Genomic DNA, 22775 nt, shown 5'->3' with positions numbered 1-22775 from the left:
GGTACGGATCCAGCAAGCTCGGGAGGGCGCATGAGTCCACAAATCGCGACGATCATCGGCTTGATCGTCATGTTCATCGTGGCCACGGCGTTGCCGGTCAACATGGGCGCCGTCGCGTTCGCGTTGGCCTTCATCATCGGTGGCGTATGGGTCGGCATGGACGGGAAGGAGGTCCTGGCCGGATTCCCCGGCGACCTGTTCCTGACCCTGGTCGGCATCACCTATCTGTTCGCGATCGCGCGCAACAACGGCACCATCGATCTGCTGGTGCATTGGGCGGTGCGCGCGGTCCGCGGCAAGATCGTGGCGATCCCGTGGGTGATGTTCGTGGTCACCGCGGTGCTGACCGCCTTCGGCGCGCTCGGCCCGGCGGCGGTGGCGATCATCGGCCCGGTCGCGCTGCGCTTCGCCAGGCAGTACCGGATCAATCCGCTGATGATGGGCCTGCTGGTGATCCACGGCGCGCAGGCCGGTGGCTTCTCGCCGATCAGCGTGTACGGCGGCATCACCAACAAGGTGGTGGAGAAGGCCGGGCTGGACGTGACCGAGATGGCGGTGTTCCTGACCAGCCTCGGCTTCAACCTGCTGATGGCGCTGATCTGCTTCTTCGCCTTCGGCGGCCTGGCGCTGCTGCGGCGCGGGCAGGCGCCGTCGCTGGCCAACGCCGAGTACATGCCGGTGGGCGATGAGTCCTCGCACCGCCAGTTCGCGATCGAGGGCCATGGCGTGTTGCTGTCGGCCGGCGGCGGCACCCTGTCGACCGACCCGGCGGCGCTGGACGCGATGCGCCTGAACCGCGACCGGGTGCTGACCCTGTTCGGCCTGCTCGGCCTGGGCATCGCCTCGCTGATCTACAACCTCAACGTCGGCCTGGTGTCGATGACCGTGGCGGTGGTGCTGGCGCTGCTGTCGCCGAAGGCGCAGAAGGGCGCGGTGGACGGCATCAGCTGGTCCACGGTGCTGCTGATCAGCGGCGTGGTCACCTACGTGGCGGTGCTGCAGGAGAGCGGGGCGGTGGACTACATCGGCAACGGCGTGTCCGATATCGGCATCCCGCTGCTCGGCGCCTTGCTGGTGTGCTACGTCGGCGGCATCGTGTCCGCGTTCGCCTCCTCGGCGGCGGTGCTGGGCGCGACCATCCCGCTGGCGGTGCCGTTCCTGCTGCAGGGTCATCTCGGCGCGGCCGGGGTGATCTGCGCCCTGGCGATTTCCTCCACGGTGGTGGACGTGAGCCCGTTCTCGACCAACGGCGCGCTGGTGGTGGCCTCGGCCGCTCCGGACGAACGCGAGTCGCTGTACAAGCGCTTCCTGATCTACAGCGGCCTGGTGGTCGCCTTCGGTCCGCTGCTGGCCTGGCTGCTGTTGGTGGTGCCGGGGTGGCTTTGAGCGGCCGGGGTTGGGATTGGGGAGTGGTTAGAGCGGATCGCGGTCCCTGATCCAACATGCGTTGAACAAAAAAGCGCCGGCCCTGGGGGGCGGCGCTTTTTTGTGCGGCACTTGCAAGGCGTGCTCTGGAGCGGAGCCGCCGCCGCGGTTATGAATCCCCAATCCCCGCTCCCGAATTCCTGCCGTCCAACGATTCCCTATTCCCCATTCCCGGCTCCCCGCCACCAGGCAACGGCGCCGGCACGTTGAGCTTGCCGCCGGCGGCGACGTACATCGCCAGGGCGTTGCCCTGGCTGCGCAGGTGCTGGTTCATGGTGCGCTCGGCGCCTTCGGCGTCCTGGCGACGGAAGCAGTCCATCAGGTCGCGGTGTTCGGACAGCGACTGCTGCAGGCGTCCCGGCGCCAGCAGCTGCCGGCCGCGGTGCATCTTCAGGATGCGGTGCAGATCGTGGGTGACGCGGATCAGCCACGGGTTGCCGGCGAGCTCCTGCACCGATTCGTGGATCAGGTAGTTCTGCCGGTAGTATTCGGCCAGGTCGCCTTCGCCCGCGGCCTGTTCCATGCGCGCGTGCAGCGCTTCCAGTCGCGCCAGGCCGGCGGCGTCGACCTTGCGCACCGCCTCGTAGGCGCAGCGGCCTTCCAGCAGCGCCATCACCGGGAACAGCTCGTTGAGGTCTTCCAGGTTCAGCCGGGTCACGCGCGCGCCGCGCCCGGGTTCGATCTGCACCAGGCCTTCGGCGGCGAGCAGCTTCAGGCTCTCGCGCAGCGGGGTGCGGCTGATGCCCAGTTCGGCGACCAGCGCCGGCTCGTCGATCCAGTCGCCCGGCGGCAGCACGTAGTCGTAGATCTTCTGCCGCAGCCGCTCGGCCACGTCTTCGTACAGCGCCACGCGCTTGCGCGGCGTGCGGGTGTCGGGCGCGAGGGTCATCGGCGGATCGAAGCGCTCTGGAGCCTGGTGACGGCAATGCGGCATTCTAGCGGCCAGCGGGACACCCCGTCGGCGCCGGGCTCGCGCCCATGCGCCCTATTCGCTCTTCTTCTTGTCCGGGCGCTGCGACAGCGCCGATCCTGCGGCGCTCTTGCTGTCCTTCCCGGTGCGGCCGTCCTTGAGCACCCTGGATGCGGCCTTGTCGGGCTCGTCGCCGCTTTATCTCGTCGTTCGCCATGCGCTGTCTCCCTTGTGCCGTCGCTTCGGCAGATTGCTGGGCGCCTGGCCGCGACAACGCCATGTCACGCGCGGCGCGGCGGTTCACGCGGGTTTGCGCGGCGCTTGGGCAAGGTGGAGGCCGACCAACCAGGAGCACCCCATGACCCAGAGGCTCAACATGTCCCGGCCTTCGATTCTCGCGGCGCTGGCCGCCTTGGCGCTGAGCGGCTGCGGCAAGCCGGGCGACCAGACCTCGCGCACCGCGCCGGCGACCTCGCCGCAGCCGACCACGGCGGCGGTCGGCGGCGAGAGCGGACGCGCGCCGATCGCCGGCGACGCCTCGGCCAAGGCGATGCTGCAGGTGCTGGAAGGCAATGCGGTGGCGCTGTCGCAGCAGGCGCTGTCGCGCAACGTCAGCGGCAGCGTCGCCGATTTCGCCCGCGAAGTGGTCGCCGCCCACCATGGCGCCGCGGCTGCGGATGCCGGCAAGGGCGGTCCCGGCGATGCGGACAAGATCGCCGCGCAGGCGGCCAAGGGCCGGGCGCAATTGCAGGCGCTGAGCCAGGAGCCCGACGATTCCGCGTACATGAACGCCTACATGGCGACGATGGTGCGCAGCTATTCCGATGCGCTGGCGGTGATCGACGCCGAGCTGGTGCCGGCGGCGCAGCAGGAGGCGACCAAGCGCGAACTGCAGCAAGCGCGCAGTCGCATCGCCGAGCGCTTGGAGCGCGCCCAGGCACTGGCCTCGGCGCGCTACTGAGGAGGCGCGGCGGGGGCTGGCCGGACGCGACGGAGCGGCCGTGGCGCGGCCGTATCGTCATGACCCACCGCGGCGGCGTGGCGCACAACGCCCCGCTTGGCGCATGCGCTGCCGGCCATTGCCGACGCCGGGCCGCGCGCGCCGCCGCGGCGCGCCATCACGGCTCGCAACGCAGTCGAGGCCGACCATCGCGGTTCCCACGCTGCGCACGGCGCGGCGCCGCCTCCATCCAGGTCCACTGTCATGTCCCACACCGCTGCCGCTTCGCTGCCCGATTCGATGACCGCGATCGAGATCCAGCACCCCGGCGAGCCCGAGGTGCTGGTGCCGGTGCGCCTGCCGCTGCCGCATCCGGGCCGCGGCGAACTGCTGGTGCGGGTGGCCGCCGCCGGGGTCAACCGCCCCGACGTGATGCAGCGCCGCGGCGCCTATCCGCCGCCGCCCGGCGCCTCGCCGCTGCCGGGGCTGGAGTTCGCCGGCGAGGTGGTGGCGCTGGGCGAGGGCGTGCAGCGCTATCGGCGCGGTGACGCGGTCTGCGCGCTGGTCGCCGGTGGTGGCTACGCCGAGTACGCGGTGGTACACGAGCGCAACGCGCTGCCGGTGCCGGCGCCGCTGAGCCTGGCCGCGGCCGCGGCGCTGCCGGAGACCTTCTTCACCGTGTGGGCCAACGTGTTCCAGCGCGGCCGCCTGCAGGCCGGCGAGACCTTGCTGGTGCACGGCGGCACCTCCGGCATCGGCAGCGTCGCCACCCTGCTCGGCAAGGCGTTCGGCGCGCGCGTGATCAGCACCGTCGGTGGCGCCGCCAAGCGCGCCGCCAGCCTGGCGCTGGGCGCGGAGGCGGCGATCCTGTACCGCGACGAGGACTTCGTCGCCGAGACCCTGCGCCTGACCGGCGGCCGCGGCGCCGACGTGATCGTCGATCTGCTCGGCGGCGACTACCTGGCGCGCAACTACCAGGCGGCGGCGCTGGAAGGGCGCATCGTGCAGATCGGCATCCAGCAGGGCAAGGTCCGCGAACTGGACCTGATGCCGCTGCTGGCCAAGCGCCTGACCCACACCGGCTCGACCTTGCGCTCGCGTTCGGTGATGGAGAAGGCGGCGATCGCGCACGAACTGGAGCAACAGGTGTGGCCGCTGCTCGCGCAGGGCCGGCTCAAGCCGCAGCTGGACCGCTGCTTTCCGCTGGCCGAGGCGGCGCAGGCGCATGCACGGATGGAATCCAGCGCGCATATCGGCAAGATCGTGCTGCTGACCGAGGCGGGGGCGGCGCGGTGAGAACCTGTCGCGGCTTCAGCCGCGACAGGTTCTCACCGGCCACGCGCCGCTGGCTCCGTTCAAGCGCTACGCCGTATATTGCGCCGCACGCGCGGTGGTCCGCGCCCGACTGCCGGTCCCCCGCGTGCGCTTGCCTTCCCGTTTCGCCTTGCCGATGCCGTTGCTGCGCCGTTTCCTGCTGGCGCTGTTGCTGTGCCTGAGCGCAGCGGCGGGCGCACAGCCGCAGGACGAGGCCGCGGCGCCGGATCCGCAGGCCCTGCTGAGCCGTGCCGAGCAGGTGCTGCAGGACGCCCGCCGCGACGAGGACAGCGCCGCCGACCAGGAAACGCTGCGCAAGCTGATCGGGCAGGTGGCCGATGCGCAGCGCGACGCCGAGACCGCGGTCGCGGCGCTGACCACGCAGTTGGCTCAGGTCGACGTGCGCCTGCAGCAGCTCGGCGTCGCCGCCGGCGGCGAGGCGCGCGACATCGCCGCGCAGCGCAGGGATCTGGCCAGGCAGCGCGCGCCGCTGGATTCGGGGATCAAGCGCGGCAAGCTGCTGGCGGTGGAAGCCAAGCAGCTCGGCGAAGAGATCGAACGCGTGCGCGCCGAGCACTTCAGCCAGGAACTGTCGTTGCGCTCGGCCTCGCCGTTGTCGCCGGCGCTGTGGCGGCAGATCGCCAGCGATTTTCCCGCCGACCGCGACCGCCTGCTGGGCCTGTACCGGCTGGGCGCGCAGGCGCTGGCTGCCGCCATCGCCGAGCGCGGGGCCGGGGCGCTTGGCATCGGCGTGACCATCGCGCTGCTGTTGCTGTTCCCGCTGCGCTATCTGCTGCGCTGGCTCGGCAAGCGCTATGCGATGTCGCACGCGCCGGGCAGCCGCCTGCGCCGCTCCGGGCTGGCGTTGTGGTTCCTGCTGCTGGGCACGCTGTCGCCCGGCCTGGCCGCGCTGGTGCTGGTCGAGACCCTGTACAGCATCGGTGCGGTGCCGGCGCGGCTGGAGAGCGTGCTCAGGGGCTTCGTGGTGGTCAGCTTCGCCACGGCGTTCCTGGGATCGCTGAGCGCCAGCGTGCTGCTGCCGAAGCAGCCGTCATGGCGCCTGTTCCCGATCGACGACGCCACCGCGCGGCGCCTGCGCAAGTACACCTGGGCGACCGCGGCGCTGGCCTGGCTGAGCGGGCTGCTGCTGGTGGTCAACCAGGCCAGCCGCACCAGCGAGTCGGCCACGCTCGCCGCCGACGGCATCGTCGCGCTGGCCCATGCGGTGCTGATCCTGGCGATCCTGACCAGCCTGTCGCGGCTGCGCCGGCGCCAGCACGCCGAGGCCGCGGCGCAGGCGCTGGCCGATGCGCAACCGCCGCCGGGGCAGCATGGCGGTGCGCTGGCGCTGGTCGGGCTGCTGGCGCGGGTGGCGGTGGTCGTGGCGCTGCTGGCCGCGCTGCTGGGCTATCTGCACCTGGGCCTGTTCATCACCCGGCAGATCATCTGGATCACGATGATCGTCGGCGCGGTGCGCCTGCTGATGATCTTCGCCGACGACTTCGCGCTATGGCTGTTCGCCAGCCAGGGGCGCATCGGCCGCGCCGCCAACGGCGCTTTCGGGGTGCGCGCCAGCCGCCTGGAACAGGCGGGGGTGCTGACCTCCGCGGCGCTGCGCGTGGCCCTGCTGCTGATCGGCCTGGGCGCGTTGCTGGTGCCGTTCGGGACCAACGTGTCGACCATCGCCGACGGCTTCTCGATGCTGTCCAACGGCATCAAGCTCGGCGAGAACACCACGCTGCATCCGGGCGCCGTGGCGCGCGCGGTGCTGGTGCTGATCCTCGGCCTGGCGGCGATGCAGTACATGCAGCGCTGGCTGGTGCAGACCTACCTGCCCAAGACCGAACTGGACGACGGCTCGCGCAACTCGATCAGCACCGTGGCGCGCTACGCCGGCATCCTGCTGGCCGCATTGTGGGCGCTGGCGGCGCTGGGCATCGGCATCGAGAAGATCGCGCTGGTGGTCAGCGCGCTGTCGGTGGGCATCGGCTTCGGCCTGCAGGCGATCACCCAGAACTTCGTGTCCGGGCTGATCCTGCTCGCCGAGCGCCCGGTCAAGATCGGCGACTGGGTCAAGATCGGCGACCAGGAAGGCGACGTGCGCCGGATCAGCGTGCGCTCCACCGAGATCCAGGTCGGCGACCGCTCCACCCTGATCGTGCCCAACTCCGAGCTGATCACCAAGACCCTGCGCAACATGACCCTGGCCGGGCCGCTGGGCCGCGTGCAGATCCAGTTCGCAGTGGCGCTGGGCACCGACGTGGTCAAGCTGCGCCAGTTGCTGCTGGAACTCTACGCCGCGCATGCGGGCGTGCTGGAGGATCCGGCGCCGTCGGTGTTCATCGATTCCATCGCCAGCGGCCACGTCACCCTCAACAGCTTCGCCTACGTCGGCAGTCCGCGGCTGAGCTACGGCATCCGTAGCGACCTGTTCTTCGCCTTGCTGCAGTGCCTGGCGGAACAGGGCATCGCGCTGGAGTCGCCGCAGGAAGTGCGGCTGCTGCGCAAGGCGCCGTGAGCGCGGACGATGCCAGGCGTCCGAACCTGCGCCGCTGCGCGCGTCGCGGGCGATGGCCCACGACCACCCGCAACCGCTGCCGCAAGGGACGTGCGGCAAGCCGGCCGGATGCGGCAAGCCGGCCGGATGGATGCACTGTAGGAGGGGCTTCAGCCCCGACGCTGTTGCGCGCAGACAACGCTAACGCCACGCTGGTCCTGGGACCGATCCGAGGCCCGAAAAAGCCTAGCGCCGCCCGCGCTCCTCGCGCGCACGCGTGCGCCGATCCAACAGCACCGCGCTGGCGACGATGCCCAGCCCCAGCACCACGCCCAGCAGGAACAGCACCATCGCGATGGCCGGATAGCCGAACAGCTTGGCGCCGGTGTCGATGCGCATCATCTGCGTGGAGGCCAGGATCAGCGCGGCGGTGACGATGCCGGCGGCGACGCGGTTGGCGATCTTCTGCAGGCTTTCCATCAGGTGCGATTCTTCCAGCCCGGCCACGCGCACCTGCAGGCGGTTGTCGGCGGCCAGCGACAGGATGTCCGACAGCTTGCGCGGGCCTTCGCGCAGCAGCGCCTGCAGTTCCATCGCCTCGCTGGCCAGGTTGGCCGCCGACAGGGATTTCTTCAGCCGCGCGCGCACCACGTGCGGCAACTGGTCCTCGACCACGCTGCGGGTGTCCAGGTTGGGCGAGAGCGCACGGCACACCGCTTCCAGGTTCAGCAGGGTCTTGCCGAGCAGGCTCAGCTCCGGCGGCGTGCGCAGCCCGTAGGCGGTGGCGATGCGTACCAGGTCCAGCACCACGCGGCCCTCGGAGGTGGCGTCGTGCGCGGCATAGCGCGCGATCATCTGCCCGGTCTCGCGCTGGTAGCGGTCCTCGTCGAAGTCCTCCAGGCGCGTGCTCAGCGCGATGGCCTCTTCGGCCACCTCTTCGCCGCGGCCGTCGACCGCGGCGAACAGCAGTTTGAGCAGGCGCTCGCGCAGCTTCGGCGGCACGTGCGCGACCATGCCCAGGTCGAAGATCGCCAGGCGCCCATCGCCGAGCACGCGCAGGTTGCCGGGGTGCGGATCGGCATGGATCTCGCCGTGCACGAACATCTGGTCCAGGTAGCCGCGCACCAGCACCGCGGCCAGGTCGTCCATCGGCTGCTCGGTACGGCGCAGCCCGGAGATCCGGTCCACGCGCACGCCCTCGGCCAGTTGCATGGTCAGCACCTTGCGGCCGCACAGGTCCCAGACCGGCTGCGGCACCCACAGCAGCGGGAACGGCTTGAGGTGGTCGCCGAAACGCGCCAGGTTTTCCGCCTCGGCCTCGTAGTCCAACTCGGCCAGCAGGGCCTTGCCGAACTCCGCCAGCCAGTCGGCGAAGCGGATGCGCCGGCCCAGGCCGGTCAACCTGTCGGCGGCGCTGGCGAAGCTCTTCAGCACCTCCAGGTCCGAGCGCACCTGCGCGGCCACCTCCGGCTTCTGCGCCTTGATCGCCACCGGCGTGCCGTCGCGCAACGCGGCGCGGTGTACCTGCGCCAGCGAAGCGGTGCCCAGCGGGGTGTCGTCGAATGCGGAAAAGGCCTTGTTGACCGGCACGCCGAGTTCGGCCTCGACGATCTCGCGGATGCGCTCCGCCGGGATCGGCGCGGTGTTTTCCTGCATCCGTTCCAGCGCGGTGGCGAACTCCGGCGGCACCACGTCCGGGCGCGTGGACAGCATCTGCCCGAGCTTGACGAAGGTCGGGCCGAGCGCCTCCAGGTCGGTGACGAACTGCTCGGGCGTGCCTTCGGGGGGCAGCGCGTGCGCGCCGGCGGCCGCGTCCATGGCCATACCGGAAAACACCCCGGAACTGCGGTAGCGCAGCAGCAGGCGCAGGATCTGGGTGCGGCGGCCGAGACCGCCGATGACGTGCGGGATCTCCGCAGTGTCGGGCGTCGCGCTCAAGGTTCGGCTCCGGGATGGCGGGGATGGCGAAGGCGAGTGTGGTGCCGGCCGGGTCGTCGCGCGGTGAACCCGCCGCCGGTGCCGCCGCGGTGGGACCGGGCCGCCGGGCATGGGCCAGCGGCCCACCGGCACGTGCCGCTGCCGCGCTGCCTGTGGAATCCTTTGCTCTGGCACAGGTTGCCGCGGTCCGGGACGTGCCGTGCCGTCGTTCTCGGCGCGTGTTCTCCCGCTCCCGTGCGCGCCGTGTGGTGCGGCGGCGTCGCCCTGCTGGTCGCGCTGTTGCCGGCGCAACGGCGTCGGCCGAGCCGCAGCGCTATGCCGGCGACGGCTTCGATGCGCAGGCCTTCGCCGGCAGCCAGCGCCGCGCCTATGAGGTGCAGGATTTTTCCGAACGCTATCCTATCGGGCGATGCTGGGGGTGGAGGCGAACGACGTGGTGTTCCGCCCCGGCGTCGTGCGCGTGTTCGCGCGCGGCAGCGCCACGTCGCGGGTCGAGGTGGCCTCGCCGAGCTGGTGCTGGACACCGACGCGAAGCGCACCAGGGCCAAGGCCGATGTGCACGCGTTGCCGTACGCCGAGCAGAGCGTGTTGATCTACGCCGATTTCAACTTCGACGGGATCAAGGACCTTGCGTTGATGGATGGGCAGAACAGTGGCTTGTGTCTTATACGGATCTATCGTTGAGGTGAGAGCGGAGTGCGGCAGGCCGTTAAACCGCAGTGCCTCGCGAGCACGAGGAGGAGTCAGCGCCGCCACACCGGAAACGGATCGGCCAGCGCCTGCCAGGCGACCGGCCCGCGCCCCAGTTCCGCGTCGTCGAGCAGGCAGGCGTCGAGTTCGGCGCGTACCCGCGGCTCGTCCAGGCCGACGCCGATCACCGCCAGTTCCTGGCGGCGGTCGCCCCACAGCGGATGCCACAGCGCGCGCAGCGCGGCGTATTCGCGCGCGTCGCCGACCTCTTCGGCGCGCGGCGGCGGCGCGCTCAAGCACGCGCTGTGCTGGCGCTGCCAGCCCAGCTCGGTATACGGCAGCGGCCGCGGCGGCAACGGCAGCGGCGTGTCCAGCAGGCCCTGCTCGACGCGTTCGCGCGCGGCGTACCAGAAGCCGGCGGCCTGGGTCTGGGTGGCGGCGCCGGCGATCGACAGTTCGCCGACCCAGTCCATGCGGCTGGCCAGCCAGAAGAAGCCCTTGCTGCGGACCACGTCGCGCAGGCCGTTCTGCGCCAGCCGCGCGAAGCGCAACGGATGGAACGGGCGCCGCGCGCGGTAGACGAAGCTGCCGATGCCGAACTGCTCGGTTTCCGGCGCGTGCTCGCCGCGCAATGCCTGCATCCAGCCCGGCGCCAGCTGCGCGCGCACGAAGTCGAAGCGGCCGGTGTCCAGCACCAGGTCCAGCGGCACCTCGCCGTGGCTGGCCTCGACGATGTGCGCGTCGCGGTTGAGTGCGCGCAGGACCGCGCGGGTGCGCGCCAGCGTGGCCGGGGTGGCCAGGTCGCACTTGCCGATCACGATCACATCGGCGAACTCGATCTGCTCCACCAGCAGGTTGACCAGCCCGCGCTCGTCGTCGGCGCCGGCTTGCAGGCCACGCTCGGCCAGGCGCTCGGCCGAGCCGAAATCGCGCAGGAAGCTCACTCCGTCGACCACGGTGAGCATGGTGTCCAGCCGCGCCACGTCGGCCAGGCTGCGGCCGTGCTCGTCGCGCACCGCGAACGTGGCGGCGACCGGCATCGGCTCGGAAATGCCGGTGGATTCGATCAGCAGGTAGTCGTAGCAGCCGCTGTCGGCCAGGCGCTGCACTTCCTGGCGCAAGTCGTCGCGCAGCGTGCAGCAGATGCAGCCGTTGCTGAACTCGACCAGGGTCTCCTCGGTGCGGCTGAGCGCGGCGCCGCCGTCGCGGATCAGCGCGGCATCGATGTTGATCTCGCTCATGTCGTTGACGATCACCGCCACGCGGCGGCCATCGCGGTTGCGCAGCACGCGGTTGAGCAAGGTGGTCTTGCCGACGCCGAGGAAGCCGGACAGGACGGTGACGGGAAGGCGGCGGTCGAGCACGGCGGGCAGTGGCATGGCGGCTTGGACGTGGCGGGAGAAATGTTACTATATAACACTTCAATGCCGGAGTCGCCGCCCATGAAATCCCTGCCCCAGCCGTTCTTCGATGCCTCCGCCGTGCTGTTGTCCGGGCTGTGCCTGCTGCACTGCCTGGCGCTGCCGCTGCTGGCCGCGGCCCTGCCCCTGTTCGGCGTGTGGGCACAGGCCGAATGGGTGCATGCGCTGTTCGTGGCGATCGCGCTGCCCTTGGCCGGGCTGGCGCTGTGGCGCGCGCAGCGGCAGCGGCCGCTGCCGTGGCCGCTGTGGACGATGGCCGTGCTCGGGCTATGCGGATTGCTGGCCGGTGCGGTCGGATTCCCCAGCGCGCAGGCCGAAACCCCGGGCACCGTGATCGGCAGTCTGCTGCTGGCGAGCGCGCACCTGTGGAACTGGCGGCGCAGCGGGCATCGCCACGGCTAGCCGGGATTGGGGATTGGGGATTGGCAAAAGCGGGATTCGCGGCCTGCGGCCCGCCCCATCCCAATCCCGACTGTTCAACAGCCGAATGGCTGGTCATTCCACGCTCTTTTCCCGAAACGCAGACCGCAAAACCGACCGCTTGCGACCCTCCGCTTCAACGAATCCCGAATCCCGACCAACCAACCCCCGCTCTCAAAGCGCCAAGCCCAGCAGCAGAGGATCGTGATCGGAGCTGCGCCACGGGCCAGGCAGGTTGCGTTCGCGGTAGCCGTCCGCGTTGGGCGAGTCGGCGTTGACGTGCCATTCGGCGGCGCCGCGCAGCAGCGGCGCCAGCGCCGGGCTCAGCAGGGCGTGGTCGAGGCGGCCGCTGAGGCCGCGGTAGACGAAGCTGTAGGGCTGTTCGGCGTGAGCCTCCGACAGCGCATCGCGCCAGCCGGCGTCGCGCAACAGGCGCAGCGGGTCCTCCATCGCGTAGGCGTTGAAGTCGCCGAGCAGGACGCTGACGTGGCTGCCGCTGCCGGTGGGATCGGTGCGCAGCCAGGCGTCCAGGCGCCGCGCCGACTCGGTGCGGGTGGCGTTCCAGCAGCCCTGGCCGTCGCCGCGGTCGGCATCGTCCGCGGCCGCGTCGCCGCAGCCCTTGGACTTGAAGTGGTTGGCCACGACCACGAACGGCTGCCCGTTGCCGCGCCGGAACGTCTGCGCCAGCGGCATCTGGCTGTGCGCGGCGAATGGGCCACCTTCCAGCAGCGCCGGCTTGCCGACCGCGCTGACCCGCGAGGCGCGGTAGATCAGCCCGACCCGGATCGGGTTGTCGCCGGAGCCGTGCCCCACCGCGACGAAGCGCCAGTCGCCGCCGTCGCCGGCGTTGAGCGCGGTCACCAGCGTGGCGATCGCCGAGGTCGGCCCGTCGCCATCGTTCTCCAGTTCCATCAGCGCGGCGACATCGGCCTGCAGCGGGCCGATGGTGGCGACCAGCTTGGCCAGCTGCGCCTGGAACTCGGCCGCGCTGCGCGCGCCGCGCAAGGTCGGGAAGCCGCCGCCGTGGCCGTCGCCGTTGAAGAAGTTCTCCAGGTTGAACGCGGCCACGCGCACGCTGCCGGCGACCTGCGGCGGCGCCGGTAGCGGCGGCGGGACCATTTGCAACGGCGCGGTCGGATACAGCCGCGCCGCGCCCTCGACCACGCCGCCGACGCTGCCTTCCACACCCTGCAGCGTTGTGCCGGCGCGCGGCACAACGGCCGCCTGGCCGGTGCCCAGGTAGGCGGGCAGGCCGTCGGGCGCATGCGCCGCGGTCTCGCCCAGGCGCAGCAGGCGCCGCGCGTTGTCGGCGATCGCCGCGGCCTGCTCGGCGCTGCCCGGTGTGGCGATCTCGCTGGGTTGCCACAGGCGCCCGCCGAAGGCGGCGCCGAGTTCGCCGGCCTTGGCCAGCGCGTGGGTATCGACCACGGTCAGCGGCGCGTCGATGCGCACGCGCATGCCGGCCAACGCCGACCAGTCGGCCGGCGCGGCGTCGAGCACCTGCAGTGGCAGCGGCTGCGCGCGCGCCAGCACGGCATGCCCGGCCGCGTGCACGCGGCGCCCGGCGAACGGCACGCCGGCGCCCGTCGCGCCGGCCGCGCGGCGCGGCGCCAGCTCGCCCCAGACCCGCACCCGGTCGCCCGGAACCAGCGTGGCGTCGGCGTCGCCCTGCACCAGCAGCGCGTCGGCAGTGAGCGGGTCGCCGTCGCCGGCGTCCTGTACCAGGTAGCCGTCGCCGCCGGCCTGCACGCGCGCGGTGACCACGCCTTCGAACACCACGCCCTGCGGCGTGGTGTCGGACGGCCGCAACTGCCCGATCGGGACCAATTGCGGCAGCGTCAACGCATGCGCGGCGGGCGCGCCGGCGATCAGCAACAACGACAACATCGGGGGCAGCACGCGCATGCGATCACGCTCCTTAGCTCGTCGGCACGCGGCCGGCATCGAACACGAAAGCGCCGCCCGGAGGCGGCGCTGGAACCCGCAGGATGCGCAGGTTACTTCAGGTTGGATAGCATCCAGTCGACCGTGGCATGGACCTGCGCCTCGCTGAGCGCCGGATTGCCGCCCTTGGGCGGCATGATCCCGCCGTCGGGGCCGGTATAGCCTTCGATCGCGTGCTTGTACAGGGTGTCCTTGCCTTGCGCGATGCGCGCATCCCAATGCGAATGATCCAGGGTCGGCGACTTGCCGACGCCGGTGGTGTGGCAGGCGGTGCACAGGTTGTCGAAGATCACCTTGCCGTCGGTGGTGCCGCCGTAGGCCACCTGCGCCGAGGCCTTGGCCAGCGCCGCCGCCTGCGCGGCGGCCTGTGCCGCGGCGCCGGTGCTGCCGGCATAGACCGCGCCCGACGGCGCGATGCGTTCCTCGGTGCGTTTGAGCGCGACCGGCGAGACCTCCGGCGGAATCACGCCGTGCAGGTAGGCCGCGAACGCGATCAGGCCCAAGGTGATGACGGCCAGCAGGCCGATCACCAACGAGAACCGCTTGAGAAATTCGAGGTCGTAATTCCGCACATCACACCCCTTTGGCACGTGGTGACCGGACCACCGCTACGCGGCCGAGTATAGCCAGCGTTTGCCGCGCACGGCAGCCCGGCGATGCAGCGGACCGCAGACGATGCGTGCTGCATCGCAGCAGTTTGCCGCGGACCGGGAAACGCCTCAGCATCGCGGCTGTTTCGGTGCGCTGCCCGGTCGCAGCGTTGCGCCGCCGCCCTACCGCATACGTGGCCCGGTCGCCGCCGACACTGCGCCGGAGCGTAGCTGCGCAAGCGCCGCTATCCCGCCTGTGCACTGCCGACCGCGCGCAGGCAGAAACCGCATACCGCCTCGACCAGGCATTCGCTGTCGCGCGGGCCGTCGCGGCTGGGCGCGGTCGGCCCGACCAGGGCTTCGGTATAGGCGCCGACCAGGCAGGCCGCGGCCGCGTCCAGGTCCTGCGCCGGGAATTCGCCGGCGGCCACGCCGTCGGCCAGAATGCCTTTGAACAGATCGCCGAACAGGCGCCGGCAGCGGATGCGTTCGGCGTCCACTTCCGGCTCCACCGGTTCGGCGATGAAGGCGTAGGCCAGTCCCGGCCCGGCCAGCGCGCGGCGCACGAACGAGGCGATCGCCGCGCGCAGGCGCTGCGCCGCCGGCGCCGGTTCGGCGGCGATGCCGTGCAGGATCGCCAGTTCGTGGTCCACCGCCGCGGTCAGCACTTCCACGAACAGCTCGGCCTTGGATGGGAAGTGGCGGTAGATCAGCCCGGTGGACACCCCCGCCGCGGCCGCCACCGCCGTGACCGGCGCGCCGCGGAAGCCGCCGGCCGCGACCAGCCGCCGCGCCGCCAGCAGGATCCGCTGGCGGTTGCCGGCAAGGCGTTCTTCCATCAGGGCGGAGCGTTTGTAGGCCATGGGGTGATTCTAGGTTCAATTAATGAATAATTGTTCACTTCTTTACCGTTCCCGGCTACGCTGGCGTTCATTCCCCGGCGCCGCCTGGTCTAGGCGCCCCATCCGCCGCACGCCCGCTTCCGGAGCCCGCCCGCCATGCTGATGCCGTCGTTGAATTTCGAACTGGGGGAGGACATCGACCTGTTGCGCGACACGGTGGCCGCCTTCGCCGCGCGCGAGATCGCGCCGCTGGCCGAACAGGCCGACCGCGACAACGCGTTCCCGTCACCGCTGTGGCGCAAGCTCGGCGAGCAGGGTCTGCTCGGCCTGACCGTGGAAGAGGCCTATGGCGGCAGCGCGATGGGCTATCTGGCGCACGTGGTGGCGATGGAGGAGATCTCGCGCGCCTCCGGCGCCATCGGCCTGTCCTACGGCGCGCATTCGAACCTGTGCGTCAACCAGCTGCGCAAGAACGGCAGCCAGGCGCAGAAGGCGCGCTACCTGCCGCGGCTGTGCAGCGGCGAGCACGTCGGCGCGCTGGCGATGAGCGAACCGGGCGCCGGCTCGGACGTGGTCTCGATGAAACTGCGCGCCGAACTGCACGGCGACCATTACCGGCTCAACGGCAACAAGATGTGGATCACCAACGGCCCCGACGCCGACGTGCTGGTGGTCTACGCCAAGACCGACCCGGCCGGCGGCGCGCGCGGCATCACCGCGTTCCTGGTCGAGAAGGGCATGCCCGGCTTCGGCACCGCGCAGAAGCTGGACAAGCTCGGCATGCGCGGCTCCAACACCTGCGAACTGGTGTTCCAGGATTGCGCGGTGCCGGTGGAGAACGTGCTGGGCAGCGTCGGCGGCGGCGTGCGCGTGCTGATGTCCGGCCTGGACTACGAGCGGCTGGTGCTGTGCGGCGGCCCGCTGGGGCTGATGGCCGCGGCGATGGACGTGGTGATGCCGTACGTGCACGCGCGCCGCCAGTTCGGCGAGGCGATCGGCAGTTTCCAACTGATGCAGGGCAAGCTGGCCGACATGTACGTGGGCCTCAACGCCTGCCGCGCCTACGTGTATGCGGTGGCGCGCGCCTGCGACGCCGGCCGCACCACCCGCCAGGACGCGGCCGGCGCGATCCTGTATGCCGCCGAGAAGGCGACCTGGCTCACCGGCCAGGCGATCCAGGTGCTCGGCGGCAACGGCTACATCAACGATTACCCGACCGGGCGCCTGTGGCGCGACGCCAAGCTGTACGAGATCGGCGCCGGCACCTCGGAAATCCGCCGCATGCTGATCGGCCGCGAACTGTTCGAGCGGACCAAGTGATCCCCTGCAGGAAGGGTTTGAACCCCGACGCTTTTTCGGTAAGGCCGCCTCGGGGCTGAAGCCCCTCCTGCAGAAACGCCTTCTTCCATCCTCCACGGTCCCGTGCCATGAGCGTGATCCAGACCCAGCTGCAACCCGGCAGCGACGCCTTCGCCGCCAACGCCGCGGCGCTGCGCGCGGTGGTCGACGACCTGCAGCAGACCCAGGCACGCATCGCCCAGGGCGGCAGCGAGGCCGCGCGCGCCAAGCACCAGGCGCGCGGCAAGCTGCTGGCGCGCGAACGCATCGACGCCTTGCTCGATCCCGGCAGCGCCTTCCTGGAGATCGCCGCGCTCGCCGCGCTGGGCCTGTACGCCGACGAGGTGCCGTGCGCCGGGGTGGTGGCCGGCATCGGCCGCGTGTCCGGGGTGGAATGCGTGATCGTCGCCAACGACGCCACGGTCAAGGGCGGCACCTATTACCCGATGACGGTGAAGAAGCATCTGCGCGCGCAGGAGATCGCGCAGCAGAACCGGCTGCCGTGCATCTACCTGGTCGATTCCGGCGGTGCGTTCCTGCCGCTGCAGGACGAGGTGTTCCCGGACCGCGAGCACTTCGGCCGCATCTTCTACAACCAGGCCAACCTGTCGGCGCAGGGCATCGCCCAGATCGCCTGCGTGATGGGTTCGTGCACCGCCGGCGGCGCCTACGTGCCGGCGATGAGCGACGAGACGGTGATCGTGCGCGAGCAGGGCACCATCTTCCTCGGCGGCCCGCCGCTGGTGAAGGCGGCCACCGGCGAGGACGTCAGCGCCGAGGAGCTGGGCGGCGCCGACGTGCACACGCGCATCTCCGGCGTGGCCGACCATTTCGCCGACAACGACCTGCAGGCGCTGGCGCGGGTGCGCGCGATCGTGGCCCAGCTCAACTGGCGCAAGCCCGCGCCCGCCCTGGCGCTGCGCGTGCCGGAGCCGCCGCTGTACCCGGCCGAGGAGCTGTACGGGATGATCCCGGCCGACCCGCGCAAGCCGTTCGACGTGCGCGAGGTGATCGCGCGGGTGGTCGACGGCTCGCGCCTGGACGAGTTCAAGGCGCGCTACGGCACCACCCTGGTCACCGGTTTCGCTCACCTGCACGGTTATCCGGTCGGCATCCTCGCCAACAACGGCATCCTGTTCTCCGAGTCGGCGCTGAAGGGCGCGCACTTCATCGAACTGTGCGTGCAGCGGGGCCTCCCGCTGCTGTTCCTGCAGAACATCACCGGCTTCATGGTCGGGCGCAAGTACGAGCACGGCGGCATCGCCAAGGACGGCGCCAAGCTGGTGATGGCGGTGGCGTGCGCGAAGGTGCCCAAGTTCACCGTGGTGATCGGCGGTTCGTTCGGCGCCGGCAACTACGGCATGTGCGGCCGGGCGTATTCGCCGAATTTCCTGTGGATGTGGCCGAACGCGCGGATCGGGGTGATGGGCGGAGAACAGGCGGCGAGCGTGCTGGCGACGGTACGCCGCGACGGCATCGAGACCAAGGGCGGCAGTTGGTCGGCCGAGGACGAAGTCACCTTCAAGACGCCGATCCGCGAGCAGTTCGAGCGCCAGGGCCATCCCTACTACGCGAGCGCGCGGTTGTGGGACGACGGGATCATCGATCCGGCGCAGACGCGGCGGGTGCTGGGGCTTGGTCTGTCGGCAGCGCTGAACGCGCCGGCGGAACCGACCCGGTTCGGGGTGTTCCGGATGTGAGCGGGCGCGATCGCCCTGCTGTGCAAGCGCGGCGGTCGTCGGCCGCCCCACCGACCGTGCCAGCCAGCTCCGCTGTTGCTGTTGCCTCTGCCGTTGCCGTTGCTGTTGCTGTCGCCTTTGCTCTGCTTTTGATCTACCGGGCCCCCTCAGCGCGGCAGACCCAACGGGCGAATACCCGAAGGGCGACGCGCAGGATGCGCGTCGTTTTCCGCCGGCACATGGATGTGCCGTCGGAAAATGCCCGTTGGGTCTGCGGACCCGGAGCGCGCAGCGCGGAGGGCGCGCTGCGGGGTGTGCTTTCTTTTGGTTACTTTTCTTTGCACAAGCAAAGAAAAGTGACCCGCGCCAGCGGAAGCTCTTGCTCTTGCTTCAAAGCTTCAAGCTCCAAAGCTTCAAAATCTCAATGCCAGAACCAAGGCAAAGGCAAAAGCTTTCGCCTTGCGGCGAGTCACTTTTCTTTGCTCGCGCAAAGAAAAGTAACCAAAAGAAAGCGCGCCCTCCGCGCTGCGCGCTCCGGGTCCGCGTCCATGACGGGGATTCGCGGAAGGGGCATCCTGCCCCTACCGCGAACGGCGCACATCCATGTGCGCCGCCCCTTCGGGGTTTTTCCCCGCCATGGCCGCCGCTGCGGAAGGGAACCCGGTAAGTCAAAAGCAATGGCAACAGCAATGGCCAAAGCAACTGCAACTGCAACTGCAACTGCACAAGCAACACACGACACCTCTTCTCCAGGCAACTGACCATGGCCACGCCCGACCTGCCGATGTTCGACAAGATCCTGATCGCCAATCGCGGCGAGATCGCCTGCCGCGTGATCGCCACCTGCCGCAAACTCGGCATCGCCAGCGTCGCCGTCTATTCCGATGCCGACCAAGACGCTCGCCACGTGCGCCTGGCCGATGAAGCGATCCACATCGGCGCCGCCCCCGCGCGCGACAGCTACCTGCGCGGCGAGCGCATCCTCGACGCCGCCCAGGCCAGCGGCGCCCAGGCGATCCACCCCGGCTACGGCTTCCTTTCGGAGAACGCCGACTTCGCCGACGCCTGCGCCGCGCGCGGCATCGTGTTCATCGGGCCGCCGCCGGCGGCGATCCGCGCGATGGGCGACAAGAGCGCGGCCAAGGCGCTGATGCACGCGGCCGCGGTGCCGCTGACTCCCGGCTACCACGGTCAGCGCCAGGAACCGGACTTCCTGCGCGCACAGGCCGACGCCATCGGCTATCCGGTGCTGATCAAGGCCAGCGCCGGCGGCGGCGGCAAGGGCATGCGCCGGGTCGAGCGCAGCGAGGAGTTCGCCGCCGCGCTGGCCGCCTGCCAGCGCGAAGCGCAGTCCGCGTTCGGCAACGCGCACGTGCTGGTGGAGAAATACGTGCTGCGCCCGCGGCACATCGAGATCCAGGTGTTCGGCGATACGCACGGCGAGCTGGCCTACCTGTTCGAGCGCGATTGCTCGGTGCAGCGCCGCCACCAGAAGGTACTGGAGGAGGCGCCGGCGCCGGGCATGAGCGCCGAGCGCCGCGCGGCGATGGGCCAGGCCGCGGTGGAAGCCGCGCGCGCGGTCGGCTACGTCGGCGCCGGCACGGTGGAGTTCATCGTCGCGCCCGACGGCGCGTTCTACTTCATGGAAATGAACACGCGGCTGCAGGTGGAACACCCGGTCACCGAGTGCATCACCGGCACCGACCTGGTCGAGTGGCAGCTGCGCGTGGCCGCCGGCCAGCCGCTGCCCAGGCGCCAGCACCAACTGGCGATCCGCGGCCATGCGCTGGAGGCGCGGCTGTACGCCGAGGATCCGGCGCGCGGCTTCCTGCCCTCGACCGGCCGCCTGCAGCATCTGCGCCTGCCGACGGTGGACGCGCACACCCGGGTCGATGCCGGGGTCGAACAGGGCGACGTGATCGGTCCGCACTACGACCCGATGATCGCCAAGCTGATCGTCTGGGACGAGACCCGCGAACGCGCGCTGCGGCGCATGCAGGCGGCGCTGGCCGCGTGCCAGTTGGTCGGCGTGGCCACCAATGCAGCGTTCCTGCAGCGCCTGGTCGGCACCGCGGCGTTCGCGGGCGCCGACCTGGATACGGCGCTGATCGAGCGCGAACATGCGGCGCTGTTCGCGGCCGCAGCGGCCCCGGCCGAGTCGGCCTGGACCCTGGCCGCACTGGCCTGTCTGCTGCACGAGCGCGCCACCACCGCGCAGCCGGGCGATCCACATTCGCCCTGGGACCTGGGCGACGGCTGGCGCCTGGGCGCACCCGCGCCGCGCAACCTGACCCTGCAGCATGGCGACACGCGCCGCACCCTGCGCGCGACCGCGACCGATGCCGGCTGGCGCGTGCACGACAGCGCCACCGCCACCACCCGGCTCGCCGCCGGCGAGCTGCGCGACGGGCGCCTGCAGATACATCTCGATGCGCAGCGCGTGCACGCCGACGCGGTGTTCGCCGGCACCTGCCTGCATTTGTTCGTCGATGGCCAGGTGCACCTGTTCGAACGCCACGATCCGCTGGCCGAGGACGACCGGCCCGTGGCCGACAGCGGCGGGCTGACCGCACCGATGCCTGGCCGCATCGTCGCCCTGTTGGTCGCCCCCGGCACCCGCGTGGCGCGCGGAACGCCGCTGCTGGTGCTGGAAGCGATGAAGATGGAGCACACCCTGCAGGCCCCTGCCGACGGCGTGGTGCACGGCTACCGCGTGCGCGAGGGCGAGCTGGTCGGCGACGGCGTGGCGCTGCTGGACTTTGAGGTGGACTGAACCTGCCCCACAGGAACGTACGCCAGGAAGCGATACTTTGATCGCATCCTGGAGGTTTCCATGCAACACATTACTCGTCGTCGCTACACGGACGACGCTACACGGACGACTTCAAGGCTCAGGCTGTCGGCCTGGCTGAGTCGATCGGGCCGGCCAAGGCCGCCCGGCAACTGGACATGTCAGCCAAGACACTGGCCAACTGGCTTGGTGCATCCCGAGCCGGCCAGCCGCTGAGCTCTCCCAGCCGCAAGCCGGTCAGCGAGATGGAGAGCGAACTGGCCCGGCTGCGGGCCGAGAACGCCACGCTCAAGATGGAGCGCGAGATCCTAAAAAAAAGCGACGGCGTTCTTCGCCAGGGAGTCCAAGTGAGGTACGCCTTCGTCGCACGTGAACGGGCTCGCTATCCACTGCGGATGCTGTGCCGCCTGCTGGCGGTGTCGGTCTCCGGCTTCCACGGCTGGCTACAGCGTCGGGATCGCCCGGACCCCGAGGCGGCCCTGCGTGCCGACCTGCGCACGCTGCATGCTGGCAGCCGCGGCACGTATGGGCGGCCGCGCATGGTGCGGGCGCTGCGCGCCTGTGCCCACGCGGTGGGCCATAAGCGCGTGGCCCGGCTGATGCGCGAGGAAGGCCTGTGCGGCAAGACCAAGGGCCGCTTCACGCCGCGCGCCACCGACAGCCGGCATGGCCGGCCGGTGGCCGGGAACCGGCTGGATCGGCAGTTTGCCGTGAACAACCCGGTGCCGGCCTGGGTGGGCGACATCACCTACTTGCCGACCCGCCAGGGCTGGCTGTATCTGGCCACGGTCATCGACCTGCGCACCCGGCAAGTGCTTGGCTACAGCTTGTCCGAGCGCCTGCCCGACACGCTGGTCCAGCAAGCCTTCCTCAACGCCTGGTCGGTGGCACCGGTCGGTGCTGGCGTGCTGTTCCACCCCGATCGCGGCGCCCAGTACGCCAGCGGCGACTTCGGCAAGACCTTGGCCGCGCACGGCTTCGTGCCCAGCATCAGCCGCAAGGGCAACGGCTGGGAGCGCGCAGCCTGCCCTCGGGGCACAACGCCGTGGCCGAGAGCTTCTTCGCCACGCTCAAGAACGAAGAGGCGACCGGCGTGTACGAAACCAAGGCGGCCGCCCACGCCGCTATCGCCCGCTACATCCACGGCTTCTACAATCCCACCCGCCTGCACTCGGCGCTTGGCTACCTGTCGCCCAACGACTACGCCAGGAAAATGAAGCACGCCGCTTGACCTCGTGCTTCTTGGCGTCCGTTCTCTGGGGGCAGGTTCAGTCCCTGCGGGGAGCACGGAACGGCAGCCACGAACCGGGTCTTGCCCGGGCTGCCACGGCCTGCCCCGCGCCCTGCCGCTCTCCACCCCCCAAGGCGTCGTCCCGTTGCACATCCCCGCTCAACGGATGGCAGCAGGCTTCGCGTTCGACCCTGGCCTGCATCCAGTTGTGTTTGATCAGCCTGGCGGTGTCCTCGCCCGCTCCGAGCTGCCGGCGCAGCGCCAGGGCCGGGATGCCGTTCCGTGCTGGCTGAGCGAGTAGATCGCCAGGAACCAGCTGCGCAACGGCAATGTGGCATCGGCGAACAAGGTGCCGCGCGTCGAGCAGGCCTGCTGTTGGCAGCGATTGCATTGGAGCAGGTCGCGGCTGTGCAACGGGCAAGACCGCCGATGTCCACACGCTGGGCAAAAGAAGCCTTGCGGCCATCGTTGTTCAAGTACGGCTTGCCGGCATGGGGCCTGGCTCCCCTAGGACCGCAAGAGCGCCGGCAGGCCCATGCCCGCCTGGAACCGGATCGGGTGCTTCTTGGCCATCGTCGCACCGCCTCTGTCGAATCAGCGGCTTGCCGCATCGACCCTCTCCAGCTCAGCGGAGGCGACGGATGGGGAATCAGATCGCGGTAAAGCCCGTCGCGGCTGAAGCCGCTCCTGCAAGATTCAAGCGATCGAAAAAATCTCTGGAAACCGGCGAGGAATCCACCGTTTTTCCCGTGTGCGTTGCCGATGTCCGCGAAATGCGTCGAATCCGGCCTGCCGCGGCGGCGAA

The 22775-nt window shown here is 70.5% G+C and carries 15 protein-coding genes and 4 pseudogenes; 12 read left to right on the top strand and 7 right to left on the bottom strand.

The features are described 5' to 3' along the window. Positions 1 to 30: 30 nt before the first annotated feature. A complete protein-coding gene (locus G4Q83_RS15425; RefSeq protein WP_128420557.1) occupies positions 31 to 1386 on the top strand; it encodes an SLC13 family permease in 1356 nt (451 codons plus the stop codon). A 148-nt stretch (positions 1387 to 1534) separates the two neighbouring features. On the opposite strand, the gene G4Q83_RS15420 is transcribed toward G4Q83_RS15425, so the two are convergent. Further along, a complete protein-coding gene (locus G4Q83_RS15420) occupies positions 1535 to 2314 on the bottom strand; it encodes a GntR family transcriptional regulator (RefSeq protein ID WP_128420556.1) in 780 nt (259 codons plus the stop codon). Between the two features lie 379 nt (positions 2315 to 2693). On the opposite strand from G4Q83_RS15420, the gene G4Q83_RS15415 reads away from it, so the two are divergent. The 3 genes from G4Q83_RS15415 (at position 2694) to G4Q83_RS15405 (ending at position 7107) form a co-directional block, all read left to right on the top strand. Then, a complete protein-coding gene (locus G4Q83_RS15415) occupies positions 2694 to 3296 on the top strand; it encodes a DUF4142 domain-containing protein (protein WP_128420555.1) in 603 nt (200 codons plus the stop codon). A gap of 243 nt (positions 3297 to 3539) precedes the next feature. After that, positions 3540 to 4571: an NAD(P)H-quinone oxidoreductase gene (locus G4Q83_RS15410; RefSeq protein WP_128420554.1), complete on the top strand. Its 1032-nt coding sequence runs from the start codon at positions 3540 to 3542 to the stop codon at positions 4569 to 4571. 154 nt (positions 4572 to 4725) lie between these two features. After that, entirely contained in the window at positions 4726 to 7107 is a 2382-nt protein-coding gene (locus G4Q83_RS15405; RefSeq protein WP_343068493.1) for a DUF3772 domain-containing protein, read from the top strand. Between the two features lie 225 nt (positions 7108 to 7332). Here G4Q83_RS15405 and G4Q83_RS15400 read toward each other — a convergent pair whose 3' ends face one another. Beyond that, a complete protein-coding gene (locus tag G4Q83_RS15400) occupies positions 7333 to 9024 on the bottom strand; it encodes an ABC1 kinase family protein (RefSeq protein ID WP_128420553.1) in 1692 nt (563 codons plus the stop codon). A gap of 513 nt (positions 9025 to 9537) precedes the next feature. Here G4Q83_RS15400 and G4Q83_RS23505 point away from each other — a divergent pair. Then, entirely contained in the window at positions 9538 to 9708 is a 171-nt protein-coding gene (locus G4Q83_RS23505) for a hypothetical protein (protein WP_246432115.1), read from the top strand. Between the two features lie 59 nt (positions 9709 to 9767). Here the strand turns inward: G4Q83_RS23505 and G4Q83_RS15390 are convergent, their stop codons facing one another. Next, positions 9768 to 11093: a GTP-binding protein gene (locus G4Q83_RS15390; RefSeq protein WP_128420552.1), complete on the bottom strand. Its 1326-nt coding sequence runs from the start codon at positions 11091 to 11093 to the stop codon at positions 9768 to 9770. 63 nt (positions 11094 to 11156) lie between these two features. On the opposite strand from G4Q83_RS15390, the gene G4Q83_RS15385 reads away from it, so the two are divergent. Then, complete coding sequence (locus tag G4Q83_RS15385; protein ID WP_128420551.1) at positions 11157 to 11537, top strand: MerC domain-containing protein; 381 nt, start codon at positions 11157 to 11159, stop codon at positions 11535 to 11537. Between the two features lie 192 nt (positions 11538 to 11729). On the opposite strand, the gene G4Q83_RS15380 is transcribed toward G4Q83_RS15385, so the two are convergent. The 3 genes from G4Q83_RS15380 to G4Q83_RS15370 all read right to left on the bottom strand — a co-directional run bounded on the left by G4Q83_RS15380 (position 11730) and on the right by G4Q83_RS15370 (position 14952). Next, positions 11730 to 13460 carry an ExeM/NucH family extracellular endonuclease gene (locus G4Q83_RS15380; RefSeq protein ID WP_128420550.1) on the bottom strand — a complete coding sequence of 577 codons (1731 nt, stop codon included), beginning with the start codon at positions 13458 to 13460 and terminating at the stop codon, positions 11730 to 11732. 92 nt (positions 13461 to 13552) lie between these two features. After that, on the bottom strand, positions 13553 to 14071 hold the full coding sequence (locus tag G4Q83_RS15375; RefSeq protein ID WP_128420549.1) for a c-type cytochrome: 519 nt from the start codon (positions 14069 to 14071) through the stop codon (positions 13553 to 13555). Between the two features lie 263 nt (positions 14072 to 14334). After that, the gene (locus tag G4Q83_RS15370) at positions 14335 to 14952 is read right to left on the bottom strand and encodes a TetR/AcrR family transcriptional regulator (RefSeq protein ID WP_128420548.1); all 618 of its coding nucleotides are present in this window, start codon (positions 14950 to 14952) and stop codon (positions 14335 to 14337) included. Positions 14953 to 15087: 135 nt separating this feature from the next. Between G4Q83_RS15370 and G4Q83_RS15365 the strand changes: the two genes are divergently transcribed. The 6 genes and pseudogenes from G4Q83_RS15365 (at position 15088) to G4Q83_RS24710 (ending at position 21970) form a co-directional block, all read left to right on the top strand. Further along, positions 15088 to 16251 (top strand): isovaleryl-CoA dehydrogenase, encoded by a 1164-nt coding sequence (locus G4Q83_RS15365; protein WP_128420547.1) that lies wholly within the window; start codon positions 15088 to 15090, stop codon positions 16249 to 16251. 107 nt (positions 16252 to 16358) lie between these two features. Continuing rightward, positions 16359 to 17969: a carboxyl transferase domain-containing protein gene (locus tag G4Q83_RS15360; RefSeq protein ID WP_128420546.1), complete on the top strand. Its 1611-nt coding sequence runs from the start codon at positions 16359 to 16361 to the stop codon at positions 17967 to 17969. A 763-nt stretch (positions 17970 to 18732) separates the two neighbouring features. Next, positions 18733 to 20412: pseudogene (locus G4Q83_RS15355) on the top strand (acetyl-CoA carboxylase biotin carboxylase subunit); the annotation flags it as partial. Between the two features lie 42 nt (positions 20413 to 20454). Further along, a pseudogene (locus tag G4Q83_RS24715) lies at positions 20455 to 20721 on the top strand (acyl-CoA carboxylase biotin carboxyl carrier protein subunit); the annotation flags it as partial. A gap of 131 nt (positions 20722 to 20852) precedes the next feature. Further along, positions 20853 to 21707 (top strand): annotated as a pseudogene (locus tag G4Q83_RS15350) (IS3 family transposase); the annotation flags it as partial. Positions 21708 to 21784: 77 nt separating this feature from the next. Next, positions 21785 to 21970 (top strand): IS3 family transposase, encoded by a 186-nt coding sequence (locus G4Q83_RS24710; RefSeq protein WP_185817229.1) that lies wholly within the window; start codon positions 21785 to 21787, stop codon positions 21968 to 21970. Positions 21971 to 22186: 216 nt separating this feature from the next. Here the strand turns inward: G4Q83_RS24710 and G4Q83_RS24705 are convergent. Next, positions 22187 to 22414 (bottom strand): annotated as a pseudogene (locus tag G4Q83_RS24705) (hypothetical protein); the annotation flags it as partial. Positions 22415 to 22775: the final 361 nt, after the last annotated feature.

This window comes from Xanthomonas theicola, from assembly GCF_014236795.1.
Taxonomy (GTDB): domain Bacteria; phylum Pseudomonadota; class Gammaproteobacteria; order Xanthomonadales; family Xanthomonadaceae; genus Xanthomonas_A; species Xanthomonas_A theicola.
This window is presented reverse-complemented; position numbering and strand designations above follow the sequence as displayed.